22 protein-coding genes are annotated in these 20,835 nt (G+C 37.5%); 13 read left to right on the top strand and 9 right to left on the bottom strand.

Translation table 11 applies throughout. The annotated features are described in order from the left end of the window. Positions 1 to 2 precede the first annotated feature (2 nt). Positions 3 to 875, top strand: coding sequence for an alpha/beta fold hydrolase (locus LEP1GSC202_RS13845; RefSeq protein ID WP_015678405.1), 873 nt, complete (start codon positions 3 to 5; stop codon positions 873 to 875). Beyond that, positions 872 to 1,273, top strand: coding sequence for a hypothetical protein (locus LEP1GSC202_RS13840; RefSeq protein WP_015678011.1), 402 nt, complete (start codon positions 872 to 874; stop codon positions 1,271 to 1,273). The genes LEP1GSC202_RS13845 and LEP1GSC202_RS13840 overlap by 4 nt, the downstream gene beginning before the upstream one ends. Here the strand turns inward: LEP1GSC202_RS13840 and LEP1GSC202_RS13835 are convergent. After that, positions 1,254 to 2,837 carry a DedA family protein gene (locus LEP1GSC202_RS13835; protein WP_244147727.1) on the bottom strand — a complete coding sequence of 528 codons (1,584 nt, stop codon included), beginning with the start codon at positions 2,835 to 2,837 and terminating at the stop codon, positions 1,254 to 1,256. The two genes, LEP1GSC202_RS13840 and LEP1GSC202_RS13835, sit on opposite strands and share 20 nt — an antisense overlap. 114 nt (positions 2,838 to 2,951) lie before the next feature. Between LEP1GSC202_RS13835 and LEP1GSC202_RS13830 the strand changes: the two genes are divergently transcribed. Both LEP1GSC202_RS13830 and LEP1GSC202_RS13825 read left to right on the top strand, forming a co-directional pair. Continuing rightward, complete coding sequence (locus LEP1GSC202_RS13830) at positions 2,952 to 3,494, top strand: NAD(P)H-dependent oxidoreductase (RefSeq protein WP_039929018.1); 543 nt, start codon at positions 2,952 to 2,954, stop codon at positions 3,492 to 3,494. Continuing rightward, the gene (locus LEP1GSC202_RS13825; protein ID WP_039929017.1) at positions 3,487 to 5,340 is read left to right on the top strand and encodes a monovalent cation:proton antiporter-2 (CPA2) family protein; all 1,854 of its coding nucleotides are present in this window, start codon (positions 3,487 to 3,489) and stop codon (positions 5,338 to 5,340) included. Before LEP1GSC202_RS13830 ends, LEP1GSC202_RS13825 begins: the two co-directional genes overlap by 8 nt. A gap of 261 nt (positions 5,341 to 5,601) precedes the next feature. Here LEP1GSC202_RS13825 and LEP1GSC202_RS13815 read toward each other — a convergent pair whose 3' ends face one another. Next, a complete protein-coding gene (locus LEP1GSC202_RS13815; protein ID WP_039929066.1) occupies positions 5,602 to 6,114 on the bottom strand; it encodes a peptidylprolyl isomerase in 513 nt (170 codons plus the stop codon). A gap of 107 nt (positions 6,115 to 6,221) precedes the next feature. Between LEP1GSC202_RS13815 and LEP1GSC202_RS13810 the strand changes: the two genes are divergently transcribed. The 3 genes from LEP1GSC202_RS13810 to LEP1GSC202_RS13800 are packed head-to-tail and all read left to right on the top strand — an operon-like array spanning position 6,222 to position 8,468. Continuing rightward, positions 6,222 to 6,776 carry a rhodanese-like domain-containing protein gene (locus tag LEP1GSC202_RS13810; protein WP_039929016.1) on the top strand — a complete coding sequence of 185 codons (555 nt, stop codon included), beginning with the start codon at positions 6,222 to 6,224 and terminating at the stop codon, positions 6,774 to 6,776. Between the two features lie 52 nt (positions 6,777 to 6,828). Then, on the top strand, positions 6,829 to 8,109 hold the full coding sequence (locus tag LEP1GSC202_RS13805; protein WP_015678148.1) for a GAF domain-containing sensor histidine kinase: 1,281 nt from the start codon (positions 6,829 to 6,831) through the stop codon (positions 8,107 to 8,109). Beyond that, positions 8,106 to 8,468 carry a response regulator gene (locus LEP1GSC202_RS13800; RefSeq protein ID WP_015677972.1) on the top strand — a complete coding sequence of 121 codons (363 nt, stop codon included), beginning with the start codon at positions 8,106 to 8,108 and terminating at the stop codon, positions 8,466 to 8,468. Before LEP1GSC202_RS13805 ends, LEP1GSC202_RS13800 begins: the two co-directional genes overlap by 4 nt. Positions 8,469 to 8,479: 11 nt before the next feature. Here the strand turns inward: LEP1GSC202_RS13800 and LEP1GSC202_RS13795 are convergent, their stop codons facing one another. Continuing rightward, a complete protein-coding gene (locus LEP1GSC202_RS13795; protein ID WP_015678351.1) occupies positions 8,480 to 9,706 on the bottom strand; it encodes a lipoprotein LipL46 in 1,227 nt (408 codons plus the stop codon). Positions 9,707 to 9,757: 51 nt separating this feature from the next. On the opposite strand from LEP1GSC202_RS13795, the gene LEP1GSC202_RS13790 reads away from it, so the two are divergent. Genes LEP1GSC202_RS13790 through ychF form a run of 6 tightly spaced genes read left to right on the top strand, consistent with a single transcriptional unit; the run spans position 9,758 to position 14,816 of the window. After that, the gene (locus tag LEP1GSC202_RS13790; RefSeq protein ID WP_015678221.1) at positions 9,758 to 11,002 is read left to right on the top strand and encodes an exo-beta-N-acetylmuramidase NamZ family protein; all 1,245 of its coding nucleotides are present in this window, start codon (positions 9,758 to 9,760) and stop codon (positions 11,000 to 11,002) included. Positions 11,003 to 11,012: 10 nt separating this feature from the next. Further along, on the top strand, positions 11,013 to 11,609 hold the full coding sequence (locus LEP1GSC202_RS13785) for an LIC_11883 family protein (RefSeq protein WP_015678278.1): 597 nt from the start codon (positions 11,013 to 11,015) through the stop codon (positions 11,607 to 11,609). A gap of 3 nt (positions 11,610 to 11,612) precedes the next feature. Then, positions 11,613 to 12,488, top strand: a complete 876-nt coding sequence (locus LEP1GSC202_RS13780; protein ID WP_015678411.1) for a DUF2797 domain-containing protein — start codon at positions 11,613 to 11,615, stop codon at positions 12,486 to 12,488. After that, the gene (locus LEP1GSC202_RS13775; RefSeq protein ID WP_015678039.1) at positions 12,472 to 13,182 is read left to right on the top strand and encodes an RluA family pseudouridine synthase; all 711 of its coding nucleotides are present in this window, start codon (positions 12,472 to 12,474) and stop codon (positions 13,180 to 13,182) included. The genes LEP1GSC202_RS13780 and LEP1GSC202_RS13775 overlap by 17 nt, the downstream gene beginning before the upstream one ends. After that, positions 13,179 to 13,670 (top strand): hypothetical protein, encoded by a 492-nt coding sequence (locus LEP1GSC202_RS13770; RefSeq protein WP_015678175.1) that lies wholly within the window; start codon positions 13,179 to 13,181, stop codon positions 13,668 to 13,670. The genes LEP1GSC202_RS13775 and LEP1GSC202_RS13770 overlap by 4 nt, the downstream gene beginning before the upstream one ends. 48 nt (positions 13,671 to 13,718) lie before the next feature. Further along, positions 13,719 to 14,816, top strand: a complete 1,098-nt coding sequence (ychF, locus tag LEP1GSC202_RS13765) for a redox-regulated ATPase YchF (protein WP_015678033.1) — start codon at positions 13,719 to 13,721, stop codon at positions 14,814 to 14,816. 140 nt (positions 14,817 to 14,956) lie between these two features. Here the strand turns inward: ychF and LEP1GSC202_RS13760 are convergent, their stop codons facing one another. The 6 genes from LEP1GSC202_RS13760 to LEP1GSC202_RS13735 are packed head-to-tail and all read right to left on the bottom strand — an operon-like array spanning position 14,957 to position 20,834. Then, entirely contained in the window at positions 14,957 to 15,487 is a 531-nt protein-coding gene (locus tag LEP1GSC202_RS13760) for a hypothetical protein (protein WP_015678236.1), read from the bottom strand. 17 nt (positions 15,488 to 15,504) lie between these two features. After that, entirely contained in the window at positions 15,505 to 16,074 is a 570-nt protein-coding gene (locus LEP1GSC202_RS13755; RefSeq protein ID WP_015678273.1) for an RNA polymerase sigma factor, read from the bottom strand. Then, positions 16,071 to 17,105 carry a hypothetical protein gene (locus LEP1GSC202_RS13750; RefSeq protein ID WP_015678332.1) on the bottom strand — a complete coding sequence of 345 codons (1,035 nt, stop codon included), beginning with the start codon at positions 17,103 to 17,105 and terminating at the stop codon, positions 16,071 to 16,073. Before LEP1GSC202_RS13750 ends, LEP1GSC202_RS13755 begins: the two co-directional genes overlap by 4 nt. Continuing rightward, positions 17,095 to 18,462, bottom strand: a complete 1,368-nt coding sequence (locus LEP1GSC202_RS13745) for a CHAT domain-containing protein (RefSeq protein ID WP_015677998.1) — start codon at positions 18,460 to 18,462, stop codon at positions 17,095 to 17,097. The genes LEP1GSC202_RS13750 and LEP1GSC202_RS13745 overlap by 11 nt, the downstream gene beginning before the upstream one ends. A 7-nt stretch (positions 18,463 to 18,469) precedes the next feature. Then, positions 18,470 to 19,600, bottom strand: coding sequence for a cysteine desulfurase family protein (locus LEP1GSC202_RS13740; RefSeq protein WP_015678182.1), 1,131 nt, complete (start codon positions 19,598 to 19,600; stop codon positions 18,470 to 18,472). Continuing rightward, positions 19,578 to 20,834, bottom strand: coding sequence for a hypothetical protein (locus LEP1GSC202_RS13735; protein ID WP_015678189.1), 1,257 nt, complete (start codon positions 20,832 to 20,834; stop codon positions 19,578 to 19,580). Before LEP1GSC202_RS13735 ends, LEP1GSC202_RS13740 begins: the two co-directional genes overlap by 23 nt. Position 20,835: the final 1 nt, after the last annotated feature.

Below are 20,835 nucleotides of genomic sequence, written 5' to 3'. Positions count from 1 at the left end.
AAGTGGTTCCCATTCCTAGAAAACTCAGTTCCAATCAGTATATCATTTGGTTTTTTCTATTATGTTTTGTGTTTTCTTCCTTTCTCATTTCTTGCGTATTTTTTCCCAATGACGGGAAAGAAATCATACAATCTGATTTTGTTCCAACCAAACATGGGAACATATTCTTTTGGAGTAATGACTGTAGAAAAAAAACAAAACTTTTGGTATTCATTCATGGTTCCCCTGGCAAGGGATCGGATTTTCGTTTCTTTTTGGAAGATGAGTCCTTACAAAAGGAACACTGCATTTTAGCTCCGGATCGATTAGGATTTGGAAAGTCCATCCAAAATCCATTCCAAGCAAACTTGAAATTGCAATCAGAAAGTTTGGCAGATATGGTCCTTACTTTTTTGAAAAAGAATGAATTGTTTTTCCAAGAAATCACAATCCTTGGGCATTCGTATGGCGGGCCCGTTGCCTATAAATTGGGACTCATTTTGCAAGTTCAATGGAAAGCGAAACTAAAAGTGGTTTTACTTTCTGCACCAATGGATCCAAAATGGGAAGAACTCAAGTTTTATAACCATTTGGCGAAACATTCCATGGTCCAATTGGTTTTACCAGATTCATGGATTCGGAGTAATGAAGAAATGTTTCCTTTGAAATCAGAATTAGAGATTTTAAAAAGAGATGTAATGACCGCAAATATTCCTGTGATCATCATACATGGGGAATCTGACGGAATTGTTCCTATCGAACATACAAATTATTTCCTTGATCTTATGTATCAGGGAAAACAAAAAACCTATCTAATGAAAGATGGAAGTCATTTTATCCCTTGGACAAGGTTTACAGAAATCAAAACGATTATTGTGAATGAGGAAAGTTTATGAAATCAATTTTATTCCACCCCACATTGTTCCACTTAATCAGAATTTTGGTGATTCTCATCATTGGACAAACTTTGTATTTTAAGTATACAGGTTCAGAAGAATCAGTTTATATTTTTACCACACTTGCGATGGAACCTTGGGGGAGAATTGGACTTGCTGTAATGGAAACGATTTGTGTTATTTTATTACTCGTTCCCCAGTTTGTTTGGCTTGGAGCATTGTTAGCATTTAATTTGATGTTAGGTGCCATACTTTCCCATTTTGTTTTTTTAGGAATTGTGGTGATGGGAGATGGCGGACTTTTATTTAGTTTGGCTGTCTTTGTTTTTATCCTTTCCTTATACCTTACTTATTCTGAACGAAAAAAAATACCATATCTTAAGGATTTTTTTCAGTAATACTCAAATTTTTCCTATAATTTTTATGTTCTTTTAATATTTGGAACAATTTATGATAGGATGTTAATTTGTTTCCGTTTCGAAAGTTAACAGAACCAATTTCATAAATGAGTTTCCATTGTTTGAATAAAATGGAATAACTTTGCAGTATGGAAAATTTGGGATCATAGAGATTGGTTGACTCACTTGTCACACCATTGAGTTCAATGATCTTAAAATTTTTCCCTTTTTGAAAATCAGTTTGATTGGAAAAACGAATATCAAATCTTCCAAAATAAAATCCCTTTGTGGAGTCTCCTATCTTTATGATTTGCTCTTCTAGGATTCTGGTTCGATACGATTCACCATCTTGGAAGAGGCAACCTTGGATATGATTCCCAATCGATCCAATTGGGATTGTTTTCCCTTTTGGGACAACTTTTTGTAAATGGAATTGGTTGTGTTTTTTGTGGGTTTCGAATTGAAACCGGTACCTCGGGTGATTCCGAATGAGTGTTTCAATGGTTGAGTTACCGTCCCCTGTGAGTTTTGGGAAAACTTTATCTGTGATTGAAAATAGGTTTCCTTTTTCCGCATTCGGATGGCGGAAGTAAAAGACTCCAACTTCAAAAGGACCCTTTACATACTCTTGTAATAACCAATCGATGGGATAAGTTTGGAATAATTTTGAAAACTCTTTTTGGTTATGGATTTTTTGAACCAGAAAACCTCTTTCACCTACATCTGGTTTTGCGATGATTGGAAAACGTATTTGATTTTTTTTCATCCAATTTTGGATTTTTTTTTCTTTTTCATCTTCGTGATCCTTTAAAAGTAAGTATTTTGCAACAAATGGTTTTGGAATCAAGTTTAGTATATCTGATTTGGATTCTCCTGCAATTCCCGATACATAGATTCCTGGATTAACAGTAGTTAGAAAACGAATTCCACGGTACCGCAAACTGAGATAGATGAGATAGGGAATGAGTGGAAGATAAAAAAGAAAACTCGGCCAAAATTCTAATTTTGAATATTTTAAAAAGAGTAAATGTACGTTCTTCCGTTTTTCTGGAAAAATTAGTATCTGTAAGATTTTGAAACTTAAATAAAAACTAAGTCCAACAACAAAGGCCCACAAAATAAATGATTGGTGAAGGAAATCCTTAGAAACCAATTTGCCATAAAAATAAACCAACGAAACAATAGCAGATGTCCAAAGTGCAACTGCCAAAAAACTGATACTTGTAAATACAAAAAAAGGCATACGGAAATACCCACTGAGTAGGTATAAAGGCAATCGAGTCCCTGGAACGAATCGGGAAACAAAAATTGACCAAACAAAATGATGTTTCCATTGAAGGAAAAACGAATTTTTAGTTAATGCATTTTTTAAGTTATGAATTGATTTCCTTTTTTGGAAAATGGATTTGAAGTAATATCCGACCACATACAATCCCAAATCACCAATGAAAATACCAAATCCTGTAAATAGAATCGCAAAGAATAAACTGAGCTTTTTTTGATTGGCTAGGATTCCCGCAGTGATACAGGTGATGTCTTCGGAAACAAAGCTAGATAAAAACAAAATTAGAAAAAAATTTCCCACAGAAGACGAATTTAGTATTTTTTTAGAAATGGTCAATAGAAATCAGGAATTAATGGTTTGCTTCCTTGGAAATGCCTTTTTCCTTTAACCTTTATGGCAAAGATTTTAATTTTATTGGCCCATCCATTTTTGGAACGTTCCAAAGCAAATCAAATGTTATTGGATTCGATCCCTATTTCGGAAGATATCACATTACGAGATTTATACGAACTATACCCTCATTTTACGATCAACGTTAAAGAAGAACAATCCTATTTGCAGAGTCATGATGTGATTTTATTCCAACACCCTTTTTATTGGTACAGTTGCCCACCACTTTTGAAACAATGGATTGATTCTGTATTAGAAGATGGCTGGGCTTATGGTAAAAATGGAAATTTTTTAAAGGGCAAAAAATGGATTCAAGCGATCACGACAGGTGGATCATCATCTGCATATACAAAGGAAGGTTTTCACGGACATTCGATAGAAGAATTCCTTCTGCCTTTCCAAAGGACTGCAGAACTTTGCAAAATGGAATACAAAAAACCATTTTTAGTGCAAGGTACATTCCACTTAAAAGAAGATGAATTCCAAAAAGAATCCATTCGGTACAAAAATTTTATTTTAGAAAATTTAGAGGCCAACCATGGGTGAAGTTAATTTTTTCATTCAAGCCATGATCTATTTAACGAGTGCCATTATTATGGTTCCCATTGCCAACCGGTTTGGGCTTGGTTCTGTTCTCGGTTACTTAGTTGCAGGTATTGTCATTGGCCCATTTGTGTTTGGATTTGTGGGCACAGAAGGAAAAGACTTATTACACTTTGCCGAGTTCGGTGTGGTGATGATGTTATTTGCAATCGGTTTGGAATTGGAATTAAATTTACTGTGGCGCTTGAAATTTTGGTTACTTGGCCTTGGTGGTTTACAACTACTACTTACAACCGTTTTTGTATTTGTTTTCTCATTATACTTTCAATTCTCATGGAAGTCTTCTTTGGCATTGGGGTTAATTTTATCGTTATCCTCAACAGCTATCGTTTTACAAACTTTAAAAGAAAAAGGTTTGATGAAATCGGTGTCAGGACAGGCTTCCTTTTCGATTTTGTTATTCCAAGATATGGCTGTCATTCCGATTCTAGCCATCTTTCCCATGTTAAGTGAAGAATCAGGTGGTGTTTCTGAACATAGTCACTCTTTAGTTGACCATTTACCTGCTTACCAAAAAACGTTAGTTGTTCTTTTGGTTGTTTTGGGAATTATTTTAATTGGGCGGTATTTACTCAGTCCACTTTTTCGATTGATTGCAAAATCCGGGAGTCGTGAGATATTTACGGGTGCTAGTTTATTACTTGTCATTGCGATTTCCGTTCTTATGGGGGCCGTTGGGGTTTCAGCTGCCCTTGGAACCTTCCTTGCCGGAGTGGTGCTTGCCAGTAGTGAATTTCGGCATGAATTAGAGAGTAATATCGAACCATTTAAAGGATTACTACTTGGTTTATTTTTTTTAAGTGTAGGTGCCTCGATGGATCTACCCGTAGTGTTGGAACACCCAATGACCATTTTGGGTATCGTTTTTGGGATCATTTTTACCAAAGCAATTGTATTGTTACTACTTGGATTTTTATTCAAACTTCCTTTAGACCAAAATTTATACATGTCCCTTGCTCTATCACAAGTAGGTGAATTTTCATTTGTATTGTTTGGTTATTCAGAAGGTCTTGGGATTTTTGATAAAGAAACTACTGTAATTCTTGTCGCCTGTGTTGCCTTGAGTATGGCAGCTACTCCCATTTTATTGTTGTTATACGAAAAAACATTTTTTGAATTATTACAATCCAAGGCACCGAAAAAAGAAACCAAAGGCTCAATTGAGAAAGAAGAAAATCCCATCATTATTTGTGGATTTGGACGATTTGGAAATATGGTTGGTCGATTTTTAAAATCGCATGGAGTTGGAATCACAATTTTAGATTATGATGCGGACCGAGTCGAAATGCTTGGTCGATTTGGATTTAAAGTTTTTTTTGGTGATGCCACTCGAATGGAATTATTGGAAAACGCAGGATTAGAACATGCTAAAATTTTAATTGCTGCACTTGATCATCCTGAAAAACAACAAGAGCTCATTCGGAACGTGAAACACCACTATCCAAACATTCAAATTGTAGCAAGGGCCGGTGATAGAGAAGAGGCTTACGACTTAAAAGAAATGGGTTTGGAATATATTTATAGAGAAACGAGAGAAACCGCTGTCAAACTCGGCGGAGATGTATTAAAACTATTAGGTACTCGGTCCTATGCAGCGGAACGTGCTAAAAATATTTTTTTGGCCCATGATGATGAAACCTTCCAGGAATTATTTGCCTTACGGAAAGATCGAGTGCAATACATAAGTTTAGCCAAACAAAGGAATACGGAATTAGAACGATTGATGTTTGTTGATTTAGGAAAGGAAGAGGAATTGGAAAAAGACAGTTGGAGTGAAATGGAACGCTAACGTTTATTTTTTGCTAAAATTGTAAATGAGAAAGAGAAACTGTGTTTTTAGGGGAAACGCTTCGGAAAACAGAATGAAAAAAGATTCCCGAATGGTCGTTTTTACCTTTTCGGGAATAGATTTTTTTGGACGGTTTGATTTTGGTTGGTTTCAAGGAGAAGATTGTCCGTGAAGCCAATTTCATTTGGGTGATTGGTTTTTGTTTTTTGACCTCTTTCATAGTGATTAGACTAAGACCAAGAGGCCAAAAAAGAGCAAGTTTTATTTTTTAGAGTCTAAGACCGCGTTCCATTCATCCAGATAGGGTTTTGCAACAGCAAATACACTTGCCACATCTCCATCGATTGTGATGGATTCAATCAAATCTCCTTGTCTAATGGAATTCACAATCTCTTGGTCAGAAGTATCCACAACAGAACCAAACACGGAATGTTTTCCGTCAAGCCATGGGGTGGGAACGTGGGTGATAAAAAATTGACTGCCATTGGTTCCAGGCCCTGCATTTGCCATCGAAAGGACCCCAGGTTTGTTGTGTTTCAAACTAGAATCAAATTCATCTCGGAATTTGTAACCAGGTCCACCGGTTCCCGTACCTTGGGGGCAACCACCTTGGATCATAAAATCTGCGATGACACGGTGGAATTTCAATCCATCGTAAAATTTCCTCTGGGCTAAGTTGACAAAATTGGCAACAGTGTTTGGAGTTTTGTCAGGAGTGAGATCGATTCGGATTTCTCCTTTATTTGTTTTGATAACAGCGCGTAATGTACTCATTCCTTTCACTCAATTCTTGATAAATCCCCTGGCAAGCCGAAAAAAGATTTGAGTTCCTGACATTTTCCTTGGTATACTTGCATTGTTTTTCTGATAAGGGGATCACCATGAAACGAGTTCTCGTACTAGTTCTAATTCCGTTTGTTTTTTCTTTGGTGGCAAAACCAAATCAAAAACAAACCAAAAAACCAAAAGTAGAACCGATTCCCAATCGACTTATCGATTACGGACAATTCAAAAAAATTGTCAACCGTTCGGAAACGGAGCGTGAAACCCACCGATTAACAGAAGAACAATTTTTGCAAATGATGGCAGAAGATGGGGTCGTGGTTTTGGATGCACGGAGTGAAAACAGATTCCGATTGTTGCATATCAAAGGAGCAGTGAACCTACCATTTACTGAATTCACAAAAGATAGTTTGGCATCAGTGATCCCTGAACCGAAATCAAAAATATTGATTTATTGTAATAATAATTTTGAAGGAAACGAACAAGCGTTTGCTGCTAAAAGTCCAGCGGCATCCCTAAACCTATCAACTTACAACTCACTGAAAGCTTATGGATATAACAATATCTATGAACTGGGACCACTACTTGATGTAAACCAAACCAAATTGCCTTTAGTCAGCGAACCCAAAGAAACGGATCCAACATCCAAATGATCTTCGTTTTTTAAAAACATTGATTCTTGTTTGAGCCGTAAAACAATACCAGATGTTACAAGGTGAGTTGTTATCAGACATCATTGAAGCAGTTTCCAATACCTATGGAAATGAATTTCTCAATCGACTAACGGAGAAACTGAGTTCTGTCATTGGTGCGGATAGTGTTTTTATCGCACTATTTGATAAGAGTAAATATGAATCCAAAACTGTATCATTATGTTTACATGGTAAAATTGTGAACAATATCGAATATTCATTAGACGGTACGCCTTGTGCCAATGTACTCGAGACAACAATTTGTTATTATCCAAACCAAGTTCAAAAATTATTTCCCAATGATCATTTGTTGGCAGAAATGAATATAGAAGGCTACATAGGATCTCCTTTGTACAATTCTAAAAAGGAAAATATTGGTTTAATTGTAGGATTGTATGAAAAAGAAATCACTGAAAAAGATCAAATTTTAACTTTGTTTCAAATTTTTTCAGGAAGGATCGCTGCTGAATTAGAACGTTTGGATTATGAACGAAAACTGGAAGTTTCTAACCAAGAATTAGAACTACAAGTAAAAGAAAGAACCTCGAAATTAGAACAAACCTTACGTGAGTTAAGCGAAAGACAAAACCAATTGATTGAATCAGAAAAACTGGCAAGTCTTGGTTTGTTATCAGCCGGAATCGCTCACGAAATTAACAACCCTCTCAATTTTATCACAGGTGGGTATTATGGATTACTCGAAGTTGTCCAGTCTTCTGGGATTTCGCAAGAGAAGATAAAATTGTATTTAGATGCAATTAAAGTGGGGGTGGAACGCACTACAAAAATTGTAAAGGGACTAAACCAATACACAAGGAGTGGTGATTCCCTTGATGAAACCATTTCTGTTGAAGAGATGTTGGAAAACTGTCTCGTCATCCTCTCGCATTCCTTACGAGATAAAATCATTGTGAAAAAAGATTTTTCCGAGGGAGACCTTTTCATTCGAGGGAATTCGGGAAAAATCCACCAAGTGTTTCTCAATATTTTTACGAATGCCATCCAATCCATGGAAAAAAATGGAGGGGAACTTTCCATCATCACTTCTACATTGGATGAAACCATTTCCATCCATATCGAAGATACGGGAACCGGGATTCAAAAGGAACACCTATCACAAATTGCGATTCCATTTTTTACCACAAAGGAACCTGGCAAGGGTGTGGGCCTTGGGTTATCCATCGCTTCAAAAATTCTCAAGGAACATTCGGGTTCCCTGGAAGTCAAATCAGAGTGGGGATTGGGGACAAGGATCACGATCCACTTACCGAGATGGATGGGAGAATCCATGTGAAAAAACCAAAACTACTTTATGTTGATGATGAAATCATGAATTTACATCTGTTTCGGGATTTGTTTCGAAATGATTTTGATGTACTCGTTGCTAAATCTGGTGAGGAAGCCTTAGAAGAAATTTTGGAAACAGAAGAAATCCAGTATGTAATCAGTGATATGAGAATGCCGGGAATGGATGGTTTAGAGCTCATCACAAAGGCTAAATCGGAAAGGCCAGATGTCGTTTACTGCTTGTTAACTGGTTATGATCTAACGAAAGAAATGGAAGAAGCAATCGCAAAAAAACAGGTATCACGTTATTTTGCTAAACCACTTGACCCAGCAGAGATAAGAACGTTTTTCTCTGCGGGTTCATAGTGTTCATTTTACTACTTGTTTTTAAATTCGATTTCCACAACTCCGCGTTTTGAACTATTGATATTTAAGGTTTTACTGCTTAAAAATCGGAAACTGGAATCTTTTTTATACATCAATTCTTCAGCAAACATAGATTCTTTTCCTGGGTAAGTCAGTTCCCATTCCGATCCGTTCATTTCTGTTTTGCGATCATTCACTTGTTTGACGGATGTATATTCCATCAAATCGTTTTTGAAATTGATGGCGTCTTCCAAAGCTAATCCTTTGAATTTTAAAATGACTGTGTTTTGTTCTGTGAGTTTGAACCATTCATCTTTGATTTGTTTTCCCACTTTCACAGACACTAAGTTCGCCCAATCTTTGACAGCTTGTTCTCTGGATACTTCTTGGGTGATGTCGGCACCACGTCCTTCCAAACTTCCAGAACCAAAGATTTTTCCGTCACCCCATAACTGGATGATGCGGTAAGGCCCAGTCGCAGCTGAACTTAAAAAATCAGTTTTTTTCCCACCAGGAAGGACCACAGGTTTTTGGTCCGTGGTGTTGACCTTTGCCACAATCAACACTTCTGCACCTGAATCTTGTGCGAGTGTGAGAAGAGGGCTACCTTCTTCCACTGAAGTGAGGTCTAGTTTGGCAAGGCTCGGATTTTTTTTGAGAAGGGCAGTGAGTTGGGAACTATCGACCACTTTATTCCCTTTGGCCCGGAGTTTTTCAATGAGTTCCGCTTCTGCAATGTTAGTGGCTGATCCAATGGGAAAGGATTTTCCATTCACAACTGTTTGCACAAGGACTGCAATTCGGGGATTTCCTACATCATCAAGGAGTGCATCGACGGCAGTCGAAAGTTTTGTGGCTTCCACTTCACAACGAACATTCAATCGGATCATGTCTTGTGTGTCGAGTTTCCACTGTTCTTCACTGATGATGTCGTATTTTTTCACGAAACTGTCAGTTTTACCGTAGAGTTTGGACCCAAGGGATTGTCCATCGGAGACTCCCGATTTTTCTGTGATTTGTTCCCCTACCAATTTACGGATGGCATTGAGTTTTGCATCTTTGAGTGCTTTATTCCGAGCAAGAGCCAAGTCTCCTTGGTAAATCGGGGCCTCACCCATGGCTGTGACCACATTGTCTGGGAGTGATGGGTTTTTTTGCGCGGAATTGGAACCGGCACATGCCAAAATGGAGAGGACTAAAATCCCAGTAAAGGGAGCAATTCGAAGTCGGTGAAACATGAAGGACATTTCTCCTTGAAGATTTGCTATATTATAGAAACATATACTTACATGACCAATTACTTTTTTCGGTTTTCTCTCTGCTTTCTTGTCCTTGCTTGCCAAGGGAACACGGTTCCGCAATTTCGTGTCCACCCTTCTGATTCCAAACTTCGTTTGTCTCAGGACATTTTTTACGAAAAAATCCTACCTACAATGGCGGGAAAAAAACTGATGCTTGCAACAAATCCATCAGGAATAGGAACGAGTCCTAAAAAAATCATCTCCTCCTTTGAGAAACACAAAATCACATTAGAACATTTGATTGGACTCGAACATGGTTTCTTAGGTTTGGAAGAAGAATTCAGCCAAACTCCTGTCACGATGGATTCTACATTCAATCGTCCTTTGTATCACATCTACCGAATCAAAGATGTGGAACTGAGAGAACTAGTTCGTGACGTTGATTATGTTTTGTTTGATGTACAAGACGTAGGAATGCGCTGTTATACATACTTAAGTGTTCTAAAACGTTTGATGGATGCTCTAAAGAATACAAAAACAAAACTCATTGTCCTTGATCACATCCATGTAGCGATGCACCTTCCTCCTATGGGGGAAAAGATGAATCCAAGGCATCTGAATTTTGCTGGAGAATTTCCCTCACTTCTCATCACAGGTATGACGACAGGAGAAGCAGCTATTTTTTATAACAAAGAATTCCTAAAGGAATCGGTGGATTTGAATGTAATTCCGGTAGAAGGATACAAAAGGGGAATGTACTTTGAAGATACAGGAATCCCGTGGACGACTCCCTCACCTAACTTACCTATGGTGGATTCTGCAAGGAATTATTTATCGCTTGTACTACTGGAAGGTGTGAATGTTTCCGTCGGAAGAGGGACACAAGCTCCGTTTGTTTATTTTGGTGCTCCGTGGATGACAAATCCTGAAGAACTTGCCAATAAACTATCGTCCATTGGCGATAAATCTTATTACTTCTCAACAGTATACTTCAAACCTACCTTTGGTCCTCACAAAGGAAAAATTTGTTCTGGTCTTCGAATGAATTTGGTTCGGCCAGATTATGACCCCATGTTACTAGCCTATGAACTCATCCGCTTGATGAAAGAAACCTATCCAAATGACTTTAAATGGAGTAAGGGATCAACAAACCATTGGATTGACCAATTATGGGGCAATGACCACTTTCGAACTTCTATAAATGAAGGAAAATCGTATTCAGAATTTCACAATTCCTATGCCAGTGAAGAAGAAAATGAAAGGAAACGGATTAAACCGTACTTATTGTACTAAGGATTCCAAAATGAAATTTTTATTTGTTTTTACTTTTTTTTGTGCAATCATCGTCGGAAATCTTTTTGCTTCTGACGCAAAGCTCAAATTGATTCCCAAACAAAAAACTGCCAAGGTATTAAAGTCGGTCGCCTATGCTACCATTCGAAGCACAGTGATGGGAACCTATTCCCGATTAGAAGAAAAAGAAACAATCTATCAAACTTGTTCGGATGAATTTCCAAGTATGCCAGGAGATTTCCCTTGTAATTTTTTAGATTTCACTGGGACAACTGACCAAGTGAATGTTCAATCAGAAATCAGTGATGGTGAGTTTGCAGAAGGACGTGATCCGGAAGACATAAACCCTAGTGGAAACATACGGTTCAAAATTTCGAAAGAAAAATCTAGAAATCTAAATGGTAACGTAATACTCCTCGGAGAAGGGGAATCGAAACTCTCTTTGTTTTACCACCCCAAAGGCCAGATCTCACATTACCTCTTCCAAAATACCATAGTGATTTTTGTATGGAAACCATCACTTGAAAATCCACAACTCTCACATTTATACTTTGTGAAAGTGAATCGTGATTACTTTCCAGAAGAAGTGAAGGAATATACTTTTTAATTTATGCCAAGTTTTCAAGGTTTTGTGAGGAAGATGTCCCATAAAGGAACGACCCCTGTTTCGTATACTTGGGAATATGCCACATACACAGAAGATAAAAAACAAAAAGAGATCCGAGTCGCAGAACACCAATCAGATGTTGCGATGGAGACATTCCTTGGTAAAAAAATTAACCTTTATACTAACGATGAAATTCGTTGTATGCATTGTGGTAAAAAAACAAAAAAGTCATTTAACCAAGGTTATTGTTTTACCTGTTTTTCCAGTTTGGCTGAAAATGATATGTGTATTTTGCGGCCAGAAACTTGCCACCATCACAGAGGCACTTGCCGTGATGCCAATTGGGGGAATACAAATTGTTTTAAAAAACATGTGGTTTACTTTGCCAATTCCAGCGGACTCAAAGTGGGAATCACAAAAGAAAATCCAATTTCCAATCGTTGGGTGGACCAGGGGGCAAGGTTTGGGATTCCAATCTTAGAAGTGGATTCGAGAAGGGATGCTGGCATTTTGGAACATTTTTTAAGCCAATTTTTACCAGATAAAACCTCTTGGCAAAAAATGGTTTCAGGTGATCCAAACTACATCGATTTAAAAAAAGAAGCAGATAAATTTTTAAACCATTTGGAAAAAAATGAATTTGTTTCACCTTTGGAAACCAAACAAAAGTTAGTTTGGAGAAGGATCACTTTATCTGAGATCCAGGAAATCCAATACCCAATTTTGACTTATCCTTCCAAAGTGAAATCCTTAAAACTCACAAAAGACACTCCGATTTCTGACACTCTTGTTGGGATCAAAGGGCAATATTTATTATTTGAAAATGGGGTGATCAATATTCGAAGTTTGGGTGGTCTCTACATTGAGTTCTCAACCTAAACTCATCCAACTAAAAGGTAACTTTACCACTCGGATCTATTTTGAGAATGATGATTTTTTGTTAGCCGACAAACCGGCTGGTATTCCCGTCCACGAAACCAAAGACCCAAACCGTTTGGACTTTACTCGACTGCTTGCCAATCATTTGCAACTTCCTGAACTTCGTACGATCAACCGGCTCGATTTAGGAACGAGTGGTTTGGTTTTACTTGGGAAAAATAAAACCAAAAATCTGGAATTGGATCTTTTACTAAAAGAAGCCGAAAAAACATATGTTTTTATTTGTGAAGGGGTCCCTAATTGGAAAGAACATCGGATGGAATGTTTTATTAAGGATGGAAACAAACAAGTGAACATTGTGAGAAGTGGAGGTAAAAAAGCGATTACAGAATTTACCATCTTCGTTTCTGAACAAAAAAATAACCTTTCCTTCGGAACTGCAAAAATTCTAACAGGAAGGAGGCATCAAATTCGTGTTATGCTTTCTGCTTTGGGTTTTCCAATTGTAGGGGACCAAGTGTATGGGAAAAAAGAGAATAGGGAGAGCCGAATGTACCTGCATGCATTTCGATTTTCCTTTACTGACTTCAATGGCCAAAACCATATGGTAAAAACGGAAATTCCTGGTGATTGGTTGAAGCGGTTGCCTTCCATAACAAATTCCAAATTCTTTGCAAACGAAATAATGATATGAAAACGGAAGTGTATTCAAATTTTTTAAAAGAACAAAAAGTTTATAAAAAACTTACCTCCATTTCTAAATTGATTTCGATTAGTTTTTTAGTCATTTATTTATACTTACTCTTTAGCTCTCGTTATACGGCAAGTCCCTTAATTGTTGTCATCAATTATTTGGCGATATTCACTGGTTTTTCTGGCCTGATTCGTTTTAAATATTTTGAAATCCCTTCCCTTTTACTCAGTATTTTGGAAGAGGGAGATAAGGCTCCATTTTACAATTTGAAACAGGAAGAAAAACAATTTGTATGGAGTAAGTCTGGCAGGGAAGAAGAACTACCTCCTGATCCAAATCCTGAATGGATCATCCAAACCTTACAACTTAGGGAACGTTTTCCTTGGAAACGGATTGGAAAACTCTACTTAGGATTTTACTTATTTGTCATTTTGGTTTCGGTTACTTTTCTTTTATCCGTGTATTTAGAAACGGGATTTCAAAACTAAGACAACAATTTTCCTTGTCCTCGCACTTCCTTCGAAAAACCTATCCGTATGGCTTTGAATTGTGGCATTGTAGGTCTTCCAAACGTCGGTAAGTCGACTATTTTTAACGCTCTCACAAAAGCAGGTGCACAAGCTGCGAATTACCCGTTTTGTACCATTGAACCCAATACTGGTGTTGTGGAAGTCCCTGACGAAAGGTTACAACGCCTTTCTGAAATTTACAAACCAAAACGCACTGTTCCGACGATGATTGAGTTTGTGGACATTGCAGGCCTCGTAAAAGGGGCAAGCCAAGGGGAAGGATTAGGAAATCAATTTTTATCTCATATCCGAGAAGTGGATGCCATCTGCCATGTTGTCCGCGCTTTTCAGGACGAAAATATAACACATGTTCACGGAAAGGTGGACCCAATAGAAGATATCACTGTAATCAATTATGAATTGATTCTTGCCGATCTAGATAGTTTGGAAAAACAACAACAAAGAGTATCCAAAACGGCAAAAACTGGGAACAAAGAAGCGGCAGAAATTTTGGCTGTAATGGATAAAATTCTGGATGCCTTAAAAAAAGGGAACAGAGCCTCCACTGTAACATTATCAGAAGAAGAAGTTAAAATCGCAAAAAAATTCAACCTAATCACCATTAAGCCCGTGTTATATGTGGCAAATATCTTGGATTCAGATGTAAAGTCTACTGAGAACCCTCTTGTTAAATCCATCACTGAATATGCAAATCAAGAATCAGCTCCTGTTGTAGTTTTATGTGGGCGATTTGAAGAAGAAATTTCAGGACTTGAAAAAGAAGACCAATTGGCATTTTTAGAAGAGATTGGGGAAAAAGAATCAGGTCTTTCTCGGATGATCCGGGCTTCTTACCAACTGCTCGGCCTCATTACGTTTTTCACTGCTGGTGTGGAAGAAGTGAGAGCTTGGACCACAAAACTAGGGAGTTCTGGACCCGTGGCAGCAAGTGTCATCCACTCTGATTTTGAAAAAGGATACATCCGAGCAGAAGTCATGCGGTATGAAGACTTAGACCGCACTGGGGACCAAGCCAAAGTCAAAGAAGAAGGGAAACTGCGAGTGGAAGGGAAAGAATACATCGTCCAAGACGGAGATGTGATTTATTTCCGAGTGAATGCATAAAAAAAATCCCGATTTAACGTCGGGATGTTTCTCAAGTGAACTAGTTTGGAAAAAGATAGTAGGATCCTATAGATAGGGGCCTCTTCTCAAAGTATCAATGCCTAGTCCCACCTCTTTTATTGCAAAAATCATAAAAAAAGTTACGATTGTAACATGAAATGATAACGCCCAATTTCTTTGCCAGATTCAAAGATGGCAAGTTCCGGACTGGAATCGAGAGTGATGGGTGAGTCAAACATGGACTGGCTGCCTAATTTCGGTAAGGTTTCCACAGGTGTCCCATCCAAAAAAAGTTTTGCGGAGAGTTTGTCCGCATTGGAAGCTTCCACTGACAAAAACACCTGGTTTTTATCGGCATTGGGTTGGAACACAAAGTCCAAATCCCTTCCTGCTACCTGCCTGTGCACTCGGAATGCACCTCCATTCCCTTGCCCTCTCAGTGCCATTTGTGCGGTATGTAAGGTGGTATTTTCCCAGTCGCTCATCAAAACCTTTAAGGATTCGTTCATGAATTGGAGGTAAATGCGGATTTTGGAATCAGGACCAGGAACAACGGATTCTAAGATCCTTTGGAGAGTCACCTGATCCACTTCTTCCCCTTGGGACATGAGGTAGAGAGCTTCTTTGAGTTTGAGTCGGTTCATAAATGGATTAGGATCTTTTGTCTCCATACATTAATTTCCCACCGTTACGGCTTTATTTCCTTTGTTTGTAATTTTTTTATCTTTTCTTTGGCTCTGTTGGCCCTTGCTAGTACTGTCCCTATGGGAACATCTAAAATCTCCGCAATTTCTTTGAATTTATATCCTTTTAGTCGAAGGATGAGGATTTCTTTGTGTGGTTCATCCAATGCATCTATGAGATCGTAAAACTCCTGTTTTTCTTCCCATTCAAAGTACACATCTTCTTGGGTTTGCCTTTCATCTAAGATATCAATGCTTAGGTCAAGAGAGAGGCCCTCTCTGTATTCCGTTCTTCTTATACTCCGAGTGTGGGACATGCTGATGTTTTTTGCGATTTCATTTAAATAGATGATAAAGGCCGGGAAACTTTCTCCTTTGAACTTTCGTAACAATTGGTAATCATTTTCGGTGAGTTTGAGGTAAACGAGTTGGGAAGTGTCTACCACTTCTTCCTTTGGTACATAGTGGGCACAGGTTCCAATGATGAGCCTGTGGAATTTCTGGATGAGGGTTTGCCAAGCTTCTCTTTTCCCAAGCAGGCAGTCATCAATCAAAGTCCTAATCTCATCACTCATAGTTCTTTCTGTGATTCGACGGAATTTTTGCAAGAGATCATTACATTTTCTAATCTTTTTTGGAAATGATGGGATTGGAATAAAGTTTGGTGTATGTACTGAAGCCTTGTTTGGTTAGAACCTAACGCACCAATTTGGTTTTCATATCCAAACCTTCCATAATCATGAAAAAATCCAAAAAAACCGAATATTCGAATTTTCGTTTGGTCAGATGGGATTTTTGCTAAACAGATTTCTAGATCGTTCAGTTGGGAACGTTGTGTATTGGAAAAAATGGGATCAAGTTTCCACAGTTTCAAAATTTCTAAAAAAATGGATTTTGATTTTTCATTTTCTAATTTTAATGTTTTGAGATTCCATGGATTTTGATTGGAATAATAAAACAATTGGTAGGTGGACTTCTGATGGGATTTGATATCCTGTAATAAACGAAGTAATAATGTTTTTCGTTTTGATTCGGGCATTTCTGAATATAATATTCTATTCATTGTTAGGGAATATTCCCTTTCTTTTCCTAAAAATAAAACCTCATGAGGTTTGTAAAAATTAGAAAAGAGGTACACTGTTTTTTCCCATTCCCTTAAGAGTTCGCGAACCAAAGAATAGATTTCATCATTTGTAATTTCATTGGGAAGGATTTCTAATTTCGGAAAGAGGATTAAATCAAAAATTCTTTTTTTTGAATCCTTTTCGATTGGGAGCAGGTCCTCTTTTTTTCCTTCCGCACATCGTCTTATATGCAATAAGGCATCATAAAAAGAAATTTGTTTTAAAATATCAGACAGATCACGGATTTCATTTGATTTGCAAAGATTTTGGTAATATTGAAATTCTTCTTCCTGCTTCGTTTCTATTTCCCTAAGGATTGGATAGGTTTCTTTTTTGAATGCAATGGAATGCAAACTAGGTTCTTTTTGAAACTCGTTCCATATAGTTTCAAAGGAAGTTTCTTTTCCAAACCATTGGGAATGAAGTGGTGCACTCAAGAATACAGAAAATACAAAGAGTAAAAAAAACGGATCAGAAACCACTCCTTGTTTTGAATTCGTAAAACATTTTTTCTTCCGAAGTTTCTTCTGACAAAATGGATTCTAAGATTTCTCTTTTATGGGATTCGTCAAGTAATGCATGTTTTGATTCTAAAAACAAAATTGCCTGTTTTTTAAATTCAACATGAGACAAACTTTTGATTTTTAAAAGTAAGGGATCGTTTTTGGACAACATAACCTTCGGTTCTCTCGGAATTTGTTTATTTGGGATCACTTGTCCCATTTCCGATTGGGTCTCAAGTTCTCCAATCGTTTGCATTTCCGATTTGTCTTTTGTTGCATTCGAAAGGATCAAAAAAAACAGAACGGCCAAAATTCCGGAGACTAGGCTTACGATTCGTTTTGAATTTTGGACTTTGGAGGAAGTGGAAAATTGGACCAAACTGATGGCAGTGATGATCTCTCGGCCAGATCCTTTGAAAAGTTGGTTTCTGATTTTGTTTAAACTTTTTTCCGCATTTTTGGATTCCAAAAAATACTTCCAAAAAGAAATTCCTATTTCTTTAGCTAATTTGGTTTCGACAGGGTATAAAAAACCAATCACTGTTTTTGCACCGGCTTTTAAAAAACTAGTGGTAAGACCCGATTGGCTTTTGGAATCAAAGGAGGAATAACAGCTATTAAAGAATACCAAATCCAAATGGGAAAAGGATCTGGATGAAATTTCGTTCATGGATAAAAATTGATTTTCTACCATGGGAATTCCATTTTTTTCCGTATGACCTGCATAATGAAGGTATCTCACTGCATTCATTTCTTCAATGAATCGTATTTTTGTTAGGTGGTCTTGTTTTAAAATTCGTAAGGGAAATTTTTTTTCCAAAATGGGGAAAAGAATCGCACATTCTTCTTTGACCGTGTTTTGTAAATTTGATTTCACTGGATTACAAATGATAAGAGCAGTGTTTGATTTTTTTAGAATTTCTTTTTCTGTTTGTTCGATCCGAATTCCCCGTTTGAATGTTTCATCTTGGAATAAATAACCTTGGTGGGTTTTTAAAATTTCCCATGGGATAGGCGAAAACTCAGGATCCACTAAGATTTGGATGTTTCCATGAAACCCAGGTTTCCTCCAAACAGGTGTGGCTTTGCCAAAAACGATTTGTTCTAAATTATCTGATTTTTTACTAAGTTTATCAAAAAACTCTGTTTTTTTGGGATTTTGGGAAAGGACTCGTTCCACAAAGAGTGACCAATCTTTTTGGAATTCAAACAGTAACTCGCCTGAAAAGGAGGTGGTTTTTTCTACACTGCCAAACTGATTTTGTTTCTCTTCCCATATACATTCGCCGTCTGAAATCCCTGGGTTAGAATACTTTGATAAAATACGGATTTTCATTTTGGTTTCACTGGAATTTTTGGATCAATTCTTTGATTTGCGTTATAAGAATTTCAATATCTTCTAATGTAGTAAAACTTCCAGTAGAAATTCGAATTGCCCGTAATGCCTGTTCTTCTGCATATCCCATATAAAGTAAGGATTTTGATGCTTCCCTGGCCCTTGATTTACAGGAACTACCTGTGGATACGATGATTCCTTTTTCTTCTAAACCCAATAAAAAAAAGTCAACTGTGTGGATGGGTAAAATAAAAAAACTTGTATTCGGTAACCTTCTTTCGTTTTTTGCAATGATTTCACAACCAAAAGATTCTAATTCCGATTCGAGTTTGGATTGGAAATTTTGAAGTCGATTGATTTTGTTGTGCAGTCCTTCCAGTTGAATTTCTGTTACTTTTTGTAATGTGGAAATGGCAAAGGTATTTTCGGTTCCAGCTCTGTGTTCATTTTCTTGATTCCCACCACCAAACAACCGAAAATGAGGATTACTTTCCGGTAGATAGGTAACAGCGGCGCCCATACCAGCTCCAATTTTATGGCCTGAAAAACTATACCCATCAAAAAGAGAAAAGGGAACTTCTATTTTACAGAATGCTTGCATAAGATCACTGTAAAACAATTGTCCATGTTGTTTGGTGAGTGTTTGAATCTCTTCGGCAGGTTGGATGACCCCGGTTTCATTCCCTGCATACAAACAAATAACAGGCCTTGGTTCTTGTTTTAATAAAAATTCTAAATGGTTTAGATTGATGGTTCCACTGGGATTGGGTTGTATGATCTCTGCTTGGAAACCGAACAGTTCTAATGCAGAGTACATACTAGAATGTTCAAAAGGAGAAACTATCACAGATCGAAGGTTAGGGTATTTGACTCGCAAACTTTGGATGAGTAAATGATTTGCTTCTGTTCCAGTAGAAGAAAATACAAATTGTTTTTCAATTCCGTGAGTGATTTTTGCAAGGTACTTTCGGGTTTGTTCAATTTTTCCTTGGTTTTGAAGGGAGTAACGGGTGATTCCCGAGGGATTATAATAGTTTTGTAAGTATTCCTCCAAACACGATTTTAAAATCTCTGTGTAAGGAGGGTGGGTTGCATTATAGTCAAAATACTTTATGTCATTCGTTAAATGGGATTTCATCTGCTTCTTCGTAACGTCCGAGCTTACGTAGAACGGATCGGTTTAAATTATGGTATGCTTTTAAAATTTCATCTTTTTTTCCACCGACACTTCGTTCATCTACATTACGAAGTTTTGATTTTAATGAATCTAAGATAACCAAACTTTTATTGTTTTCCTTAAGTTTGTGCAAACTTTCTGCTTGTTTTAATTTCGCTTCAAATTCGTGGACTAAGAGGGCAGGAAGGTTGATGTCTTCGAGTTCCGATGCAATTTGGATATTGGAAGATTCTTTAAATTCTATTGTTGCTTTTTGGTAATATGAGTTTTCTTCTTTTCCTAATTGGAAATACAACTCTGCTCGCCGGAATTTAAACTTTAGGTATTCTCTTTCATCGGATCCAACAAAATACAAAATCCTTTCATAGATATCATCCATTTCTCTTGGGGAAAATTGTTTCATACCAGTGAGTAGGATTTGCCGAAGCAAAGATTCTAAATAATCATTGGCCGAGACTTCACTGAAATCACTTCGTTTGATGCTCGATAGTACTACACTTCGTTTTTGTACAGCGCTCAGTCCACTCGGAACTTTTTCTAAGTCAGTTAACTTTTGTAATACATAGGATTCTGTTTCCAACATATGGGTTTTGTATGCGAGTAAGATTTCACTTGGCCTACAACTTGCCCAAGCTACCGATTCAATTTTTTTAGGAGCAATGAGTTCTGGGCCAGAAAATCGTAAAGCTCGTTTGTAATAATCAAGTGCGGTAAGAACAGCTTCAATGTGGGAGTTCCAATAATCTTTGGGGTTTGGGCCAAGGAGTAATTCACCTTGGGGTGCCATCCTTTGGAAGAGAGGGGAGCCCCATTCGCTTGCTTTTTCCCTCCATGTCAGTTCTAAAAAATGTTCTTCCACATGTTCTTTGCTACGAAAATACAAACAGGACTTTTCCATCAGAGCTAGGTCCAAAGGCAAAACAGTCCCTTTTGTGTTTTCTTCGGAACTGAAAAATTGAGTAATGTTTTGCAGGAAATTGGACCCACCTTCTTTTCGGCCTTCGAGGACTGCATCCCCTTTGGCAATGAGTTGGTGAGCAATCCTAGGATTGGGGTAACCAAAAAACGAATTATAGGTGAGGGTGAGTTTGGCGAGGATGGTGTCCCTGTTTCTCAGAATCCATGGGAAAGTGATTGCCCACACGAGGAGAACAGCCAGAATGTATTTTAAATTTTCTCGGAAGATTTGGTTCAAG

Source organism: Leptospira yanagawae serovar Saopaulo str. Sao Paulo = ATCC 700523 (genome assembly GCF_000332475.2).
Taxonomy (GTDB): Bacteria; Spirochaetota; Leptospiria; order Leptospirales; family Leptospiraceae; genus Leptospira_A; species Leptospira_A yanagawae.
Note: the sequence above shows the minus strand (reverse complement) of the source record. Positions and strands in the feature narration are given on the sequence as shown.